The sequence below is a fragment of the Gemmiger sp. An50 genome (genome assembly GCF_002161595.1).
Lineage (GTDB): Bacteria > Bacillota > Clostridia > Oscillospirales > Ruminococcaceae > Allofournierella.
Map to the genome: position 1 here is coordinate 1 of NZ_NFID01000031.1, position 7,298 is coordinate 7,298.

Below are 7,298 nucleotides of genomic sequence, written 5' to 3' on the forward strand. Positions count from 1 at the left end.
TCGTCTAGAAGTGCACCACAAAGGGGAAAGCATTGATTGATGATTGCTTTTCTTTTGCTGCACTTCCCCCTACAGGGGCGGCTTCACCGTTCGCGCTGATGGCGCTCCGGTTCAGCTCGCAGGGACTCTCAGGCTAAAAAGCATGCCACTGGCATGCTTTTCTTAACGCCTTCGTCTAGAAGTGCACCACAAAGGGGAAAGCATTGATTGATGATTGCTTTTCTTTTGCTGCACTTCCCCCTACAGGGGCGGCTTCACCGTTCGCGCTGATGGCGCTCCGGTTCAGCTCGAGGGACTCTCGGGTTCAAAATATATTACCGATATATTATTCTTCCCCCGCATCCAGATCAAGCGAAAAAGGCACCCGTTTGGGTGCCTTTTCTTTGTTTTGATGAAATTTAGCGGCTCGTACTCCACGTAAAGTAAGCACGACACGCCGTTGCTGGCAGGTCATCACATTCAAAAAAACATGCCATCCGTATATGCTTGCAGAAATAGCGGGTTGGAAGCCAGGTCTACTGTCCTCGCTTGACGGGTCATGGCTTCGCAGTCAGGAATCTTTGGCTGATCCAGCAACAGCATGGAGGCGCCCTGCAGAGCCGCATTCCCCAATATCCGCACCTTGGGGACCAATTCCCCCGGGATCAGCCCGATGCGGCCCGCATTGTTTACGTCCAGATAGCTCCCGAATCCGCCTGCGATGGCCAGTTCATCCACCTGGGAAAAAGTAAGGCCAGCGGTTGTGGTAAGGGTGCGGATGCCTGCGGCTACAGCGCTTTTGGCCAGCTGCACTGCCCGGACATCCTTCTACGGCAGTGCCACCCGGCCGCAGATCACAGCAGGCTCCGGGTCAAGAAAACCTGTTTCGTCCATCTGGCCTGTTTCCAGCAAGCAGGCCAGGGCGTCCACTACGCCACTGCCGCAGATTCCCACGGCCTCGGTGTCACCCAGCACATGAGCGTGCAGCGCGCCGTTTTTTACCATCACATGATCGACCGCACCGTCCCTGCCGGGCATGCCCATGGTCAGGCCTGCGCCCTCAAAGGCCGGACCCGCTGCGGTGGAGCAGCACAGCAGGGTGCTGCGATTCCACAAGGCGATTTCGCCGTTGGTGCCGATGTCCGCAAGCAGCCGGGTGCCGTCTTGCTGCGTAATGCCACTGGCCAGCAGGGCGGTAGCCGTATCGGCGCCAACAAAGGCGGAAAAACAGCGGGGAAGATATACGGCCGCACCGGCGCAGCACAGACCCAGCTCTGCACCGGTGAGCATTTCTCCAAACAGCCGGTCCGCCGCGAAGGGGGCGTGGGACAGGCAGTCCGGGTTTGTTTCGGTCAAAAGATACAGCATTGCTGTGTTGCCGGTGATGACCAGTGCGTCGATTTCTCGGGCAGAGATACCGGCCTGGCTGGCCATTTCCTTCAGCAGCTGGTCCAAACGTCTCTGAATGGCGCGGGCCAGCACTGGCCCTTCCCCCTGGAGCGCGGCACCGATCCGCGTGATCACATCCGCGCCCCAGGGCGCCTGAGGATTCATGCACCCGGCCTGTGCAAGCATGTTCCCGCTGCGGTCATACAGACAGGCGGCCAGTGTAGTGGTACCGATGTCGATGGCCGCACCCCAACGGGAGAACAGAGGAGCGCGGGCATGAACGTCTTGCTTGCTGCCCAGCACATGGGCCTGCGCTTCGCTGGCGGTGGTGACCTGGCAATCCCCTAAAATTCGCACAGAACAGGCGAGCCGCACACCCTGGGCCAGTTCTTCGGGCGAGAGCAGCTTTTTCTCCTCAACGGTTGGCTCACTGAGCGCTCCCCTGGCGAAAACACGGCATTTGCCGCACCGGCCCAGCCTTCCGCAGGGTGTTTCCAGATGGGAGTGAGGGCTGACCGCATCGCTTAACAGGGTTCCGGATGCAGCAGCGAAGGGAACTCCGTTAATCGTCACAACAGGCATAGCGCTTCCCTCGCTTTCAGTGTCCGAACAGGACCGCGCCAAAATAAGTGACGGTATCCTGTCCGTTGATGTAGTTCATCCCGGCCAGCTGTGCCAATCGGGATACATTCACGCCATAGGCTTCCAGAGAGGCCAGCGCTTTGTCCGGAAAGCGGCAGGGCGCGTCTTCCCGCTTGGCACATACACTGCACACCCGGCATCCCCCGGCACCCAGATGCAGGGGATGCGGGCCGGCGCTGTCCGGCCATTCCGAACGGACCCGCTGGCTCAGGTCGTTCATTCTTTGCCCTGCTGCCATCATGCCTTCAAAGTCGTAGCTGTCCTCCAGCTGGTCCACGATTTGATAGACCAATGCCCACCGGTAGGTCTTTGCCCGGGCGATCAGCTCGTCCACCGGCCCGATGCAGGGGGGCACATCCAGCTTTTTCCGTACATTCCGCAGGCGTTGGACTCGCACAGCTTGCGAAAGGACGGCTCAAATTCGATGGACTCCACCGGGATGATATTGGCACGGTACGCGCCCCAATCCAGCAGCTGCTGGACCAGTTCCTTATGTTGTTTCATTCCGTCAGCTCCCATTCTGTTTTTCGCAGTATCGCCTGGGCTTCTGCTGCGGAGAATCCTCGGCCTTTGCTGGTTTCCGCCTCGGTGTCGCGCGGGTTTGCCCCGCACTCGGCGTACAGCTGGTTGGCTCCCGCCATCAGGCACAACTCGTCGGGCTCGTGGACGCACATGGCCCGCTTCGGACGCATGGCCAGGGTGGCGGCGGCGCAGATCTGTGCCAGCCGCGCCGCGGAGATCTCGCCCCGTTTTGCCAGTGCGGTTCCCGGCACGGCGGTGCGCTTCATGACCGCCATCACTCCCACCGGATATTGGCGGGGACGCAGCATTTCTTCCGCCAGCTGCTCGTTCGTGTGTTCCGGCCCGATGGGCTCAACGCAATAATACAGCTCCAGACCGGCGGCCTTGACTGCGTCCATGGTGCGCAGTCTGGTTTCCACCGCTGCGCCGGTGTCCACGCCTTCGCCCAAACGGCAGATGTGATATATCCCCGTAAAGCCTGTCTCGCGCAGACGGCGGGCATAGGCTTCGCTGAAATCACCCACATTGGCCACCAGCCGTACCCCGTCGGGCAGCACGCTGCGAACCGCGCGGCCGTATTCCAAAAACCGCTCCTGAGAAAATTCTGCGGTTGTCATCAGAAAGACATCCTGTGCGCCGGATTCGGCCAGCTCCCTTGCAAGCTGTGCGGTGGAATGGAGATCGCGGACAACGGGGACGCAGTCCTTCAGCACGTCGGCTGCCAAGCTGCAAAACTTGCAGTTGATCCGGCAGGGCTGGATGTCCAGCCCGATCTGGCCGAACAACAGGCCTTTCCCGTCAAACGCCCTGCGGGAATACGCGTTGGCTTCCGAAAGAAGCCGGTAATAGTCCCGGCTGCCAACGGGCACGCGCAGCAAAGCGCACAGGTCCTCCCGGGTCAGATTCTCACCCCGGGCAAACCGCTGTAAAATCGGTCCGATCATTCCCAAACCTCCCGAATCAGCCAGGGGTACCATTGTACCGCCTGCTTTACCGTTTTCCGCAGCGGCATGCCCGGACCGGCCAGCAGGACCAGCTCGTTTTCCTGCTCCGCTTCCAGTTCAGTATCAAAAACGCGCACGGCCGGGCCCACGCAGTCCACCAGCAGACGGCGGCCCTCCAGCCGGGCAAAGCCCTTGATGCGCCAGGAATCCTCGGCGATCAGGCGCAGTGCGCTCTCCAGCTGGGACACCGTCATCGACGGGTCCAGCAGGATCAGTTGCTTTTGCAGCCGGATGTCCGGCTGTTCCGTGAGAGCAGTTCCTCCCAGGGGATGGATATCCCCCAGCCAGTCAGGATGAAAGCGTTCGAAGCTGGTTTGGCGTATGACCGCCTCCGGATTGCGCTCCCGCACAGCCGCTTCGGCGGCAAGCAGCTGTTCGCCGGTGGCAAGATCGGTCTTGTTCAGCAGCACCAGGCTGCTCACCATCAGCTGCTTGGGGCATACGCGAGCGGTGTGCAGCACCCGCTCCAGGCGGGGTGTGTCCACCAGACAGACGCTGCCCCGGTATTGAATGGCAGAAAATTCCGGCCGCCCGAGGATCGTCTGTACACTGGTGGGATCGGCCAGGCCGGATGCTTCCACCAGCACGATGTCGGGCCCGTCGGCAATGCAGCGGTGCAGCTCCTCCTCGAACTTATCCAGACGGCAGGCGCAGAAGATGGAGCCGTTGGTGATCTCGGCCAGTGCGGCGTTCACATCCTGAAGCAGCGTTCCGTCCACACCGGTTTTGCCGAATTCGTTGATGATGAGCCGCAGCCGTTTTCCTGCAAACTGGCGGACGAATTCCCGAAGGAAGGTGGTTTTTCCCGCGCCCAAAAACCCGGTGATAAGATACAGTTCCATACTGGTCCCTTTCAGAAAATGCCGCGGGCAGACCCCGCGGCATACATTTCTCACAATATTTCTCGAATGGCGTCTTCCAGCTCTTCCCGGCTGGGAATGATCGAAGAAAACTTCGGCTGGCCGTTGATGTAGATGCTGGGGAGCTTTTTGACCCCCATCTTCCGAAAGCGAGCGATGTTTTCCTTCTGGGTGAACTTGTATTCCACCATGTCGATGGTATCGCCGAACTGCTCCTTGGCTGCCGCGGCGGCTCCCATCATATAGGTGCAGGCGGCACAGGATGCGCTGTCCAGAGTAAACACCTCCACCAGCGGGCGGGGCAGATGGGCATAATCCGGCAGCTGCACGTTGATGTCCAGAGGGGCGGATACATAGTTTTCCAGCATCTTGCGCACGCTCTCGGGTTCCAGGGCCGCCTGGGCCGCGCCGATCGCATTTTCCACCGGAACCGAGTAGGGCATATCGCAGCCGGGGGCCACAATGAAGTTGCGGTATTCCGGCAGCTGGTCCAGCAGGTCCACCACATACTTCATGTTGTCCTGCTGGGTGCCGTGCAGCATGATGGAGGTCAGGGGAATGTTTCCGCCGATGACCACGTTGTACCGGTCGGTGATGGCCTTGGCGGCAAGGCGGTTCACCGCCAGCAGAGCCTCCACCAGGGCGTCCTCATCGGTCAGAATCCTGGTGGCGTCGGCGCCGGTGAGAAAGCCGGAGTGGATGCCGGAAAAGGGAGCCCACGGGGCACGGGGAGTGGCCTCATGGCGCAGAGTGGCAAACAAAAGTTCCTTCGGGGTCATAGGGGAATCTCCTATACTGATCAATGTATGAGGGCCGGACAGGCCGCTCGGGACGAACAGGATGCGCAGAGATCAGGCAGACCGGCACATGGCCACAGCGGCGTCGGCGGTGTAGCAGTCCGCGCCGATCTGATCGCAGAAAGTCTGGGTGACGGGCGCACCGCCCACCATGATCTTGACCTTGCTGCGGATACCGGCCTCGTCGGCCTTTTTGACCACTTCCTCCATTACGCCCATGGTGGTGGTGAGCAGAGCGGAGCAGCAGATGATCTGGCAGCCCTGGTCGATGGCGGTCTGCACATAGGTTTCAGGGGCCACATCGGTGCCCAGGTCGATGACCTCCAGGCCCTTGCCCTCCATCATCATCTTTACCAGATTCTTACCGATGTCGTGCAGGTCGCCCTTCACCGTACCGATGCACACCTTGCCGGCGGCTTCCACGCCCGCGCTGGCCATTAAGGGCTTGAGCAGGGCCGCACCCATGTTCATGGCACGGGCGGCCACCAGCACCTCCGGCACGAAAACCTCATTGTTCTTGAATTTTTCGCCGATGATGCTCATGCCGGCAAGCAGGCCTTCGTCCAGAATCTGCTGTACGGGGATGCCCTCGTCGCTGGCCTGCTGAACCAGCTCCTTCACGATCGTGGCTTTGCCCTTCTGCAGGTTCTCGGAAATTTCTGTCAATATGCGCATGGTGGTTCCTCCATTTCATTTTCTCACATGCACCGGCTGTATGGCGGCAACGTTGTTCTTGGGAAAGAGTACCATATCTGCGGCGGGCGCGGCTTGTAATCTATCGCTTTTTTGGTAATATTTTATCGACATTACGAAGGATTCCAAAAGGAGGCGGCCGTGGAAAAAACTTTGATCTCACCCTGGCACGAGAGTGCGCGGCGGCCTTTGCCGCCTCCACCGGATTGGGGTGCGTCGTGTCCAACAAGCAGGGGGACGCCCTGGCGGAATATGGCTATGGCTGCGCGTCCTGCCGGGTCTGTACCCTGGCAGGGCGGGAAAAGCTCCAGTGCGTGCGGGCACAGAATTACAGCACCGCCGAAGCAGAACGGTTTGGCGGCCGGTACATCTACTATTGCCCCATGGGACTCACCTGCTTTGTCTCGCCCATTCTGGGGGAGAACGAGAGCGCGGCCCACATCACGGCGGGCCCCTTTTTGATGGTGGAACGGGAGGATTACATCGACTGTGAGCTTACCTGCCTGGAAAAGGAACAGCGCACAGGGATCGTCCGGGAACTGGAGAGCGTGCCGGTCGTTCACACGGCAACGGTGAACCAGATGTCCACGCTGTTGTTTATGGCGGTGGGCTTTTTAAATAAGGTGTCCGCCACGGAGCGTATGCGCAAGGTGCAGTCCGCCGATGCGATTCAGGGGCAGATCAACAGCTACATTTTGCAGCTGAAGCAGGAAGAGCGGCCGTCGCCCTATCCCTTTGCGACGGAAAAGGCCTTTCTGCGCAGCATACGGCGTGCGGAGAGGGAAGAGGCGGGACGCCTTTTGAACGAATTGCTGGGATACATCCTGCTGGCCAGCGTGTTTTGCTATGTGGATGTGCGTCATGCCCACACCATCCACCTGTGTATGCAGTACATCGAGACCCACTATCATGAGAAGGTCACGCTGGAGCAGCTGGCAGAACGGGTGTTCCTGTCGCCTGCCTATCTGAGCCGGGTGTTCAAGGAGGAGACCGGCACGGCCTTCAACGACTATCTGAACCGGGTGCGCATCACAAAAGCGCGCCAGCTGCTGCTTCATGAGGAGCTGCGCATTATTGACGTGGCCAGTGCGGTGGGGTTTGAAGATCAGAGCTATTTTACCAAGGTGTTTCGCCGTGTTACCGGAATGACACCGCTGCGCTATCGCGCCCGATACACCCAAGGAACGGATTGAAAACAGGCGGAGTGGTTTTGAACCACTCCGCCCGTTTGTGCTTTGTGTCCTTGGCTGAAACATCCCCGCAAACAAAAAGGCGCCCGGCCAGGCGCCTTTTCTTAACTAGAAAACCACAAGCTATGCTTGTGGACGAGAAGAGCACGAGCGTTGAAACGGTAAAAAAAGAACCTCCTTTTGCTACAATAGAAGCGGGTAACGCCAACCGCACTAAAGCAA

Annotated in this window: 5 protein-coding genes and 2 pseudogenes; 1 reads left to right on the forward strand and 6 read right to left on the reverse strand. The window is 59.5% G+C overall.

The window, feature by feature from the left end; translation table 11 throughout:
• Positions 1 to 459: 459 nt before the first annotated feature.
• From B5G03_RS16775 to B5G03_RS16800, 6 genes and pseudogenes are all read right to left on the reverse strand, one after another.
• Positions 460 to 1,950: pseudogene (locus B5G03_RS16775) on the reverse strand (ASKHA domain-containing protein).
• A gap of 16 nt (positions 1,951 to 1,966) precedes the next feature.
• Positions 1,967 to 2,529 (reverse strand): annotated as a pseudogene (locus tag B5G03_RS16780) (DUF2284 domain-containing protein).
• A complete protein-coding gene (locus B5G03_RS16785) occupies positions 2,511 to 3,476 on the reverse strand; it encodes a biotin synthase BioB (protein WP_087182813.1) in 966 nt (321 codons plus the stop codon). The pseudogene B5G03_RS16780 and the gene B5G03_RS16785 overlap by 19 nt, the downstream one beginning before the upstream one ends.
• Positions 3,473 to 4,378 (reverse strand): CobW family GTP-binding protein, encoded by a 906-nt coding sequence (locus B5G03_RS16790; RefSeq protein ID WP_087182814.1) that lies wholly within the window; start codon positions 4,376 to 4,378, stop codon positions 3,473 to 3,475. Before B5G03_RS16790 ends, B5G03_RS16785 begins: the two co-directional genes overlap by 4 nt.
• Before the next feature lie 50 nt (positions 4,379 to 4,428).
• Entirely contained in the window at positions 4,429 to 5,175 is a 747-nt protein-coding gene (locus B5G03_RS16795) for a thioredoxin family protein (protein WP_087182815.1), read from the reverse strand.
• A gap of 72 nt (positions 5,176 to 5,247) precedes the next feature.
• Positions 5,248 to 5,868, reverse strand: coding sequence for a corrinoid protein (locus tag B5G03_RS16800; protein WP_087182816.1), 621 nt, complete (start codon positions 5,866 to 5,868; stop codon positions 5,248 to 5,250).
• A gap of 182 nt (positions 5,869 to 6,050) precedes the next feature.
• Between B5G03_RS16800 and B5G03_RS16805 the strand changes: the two genes are divergently transcribed.
• Complete coding sequence (locus B5G03_RS16805; protein WP_275539308.1) at positions 6,051 to 7,079, forward strand: helix-turn-helix domain-containing protein; 1,029 nt, start codon at positions 6,051 to 6,053, stop codon at positions 7,077 to 7,079.
• The last annotated feature ends 219 nt before the right edge of the window (positions 7,080 to 7,298 follow it).

What these genes read in the sequence shown, in the direction of transcription:
- B5G03_RS16785 (WP_087182813.1), bottom strand. Translation starts at nt 3,476, where the DNA reads ATGATCGGACCGATTTTACAGCGGTTTGCCCGGGGTGAGAATCTGACC.
- B5G03_RS16795 (WP_087182815.1), bottom strand. Translation starts at nt 5,175, where the DNA reads ATGACCCCGAAGGAACTTTTGTTTGCCACTCTGCGCCATGAGGCCACT.
- B5G03_RS16790 (WP_087182814.1), bottom strand. Translation starts at nt 4,378, where the DNA reads ATGGAACTGTATCTTATCACCGGGTTTTTGGGCGCGGGAAAAACCACC.
- B5G03_RS16800 (WP_087182816.1), bottom strand. Translation starts at nt 5,868, where the DNA reads ATGCGCATATTGACAGAAATTTCCGAGAACCTGCAGAAGGGCAAAGCC.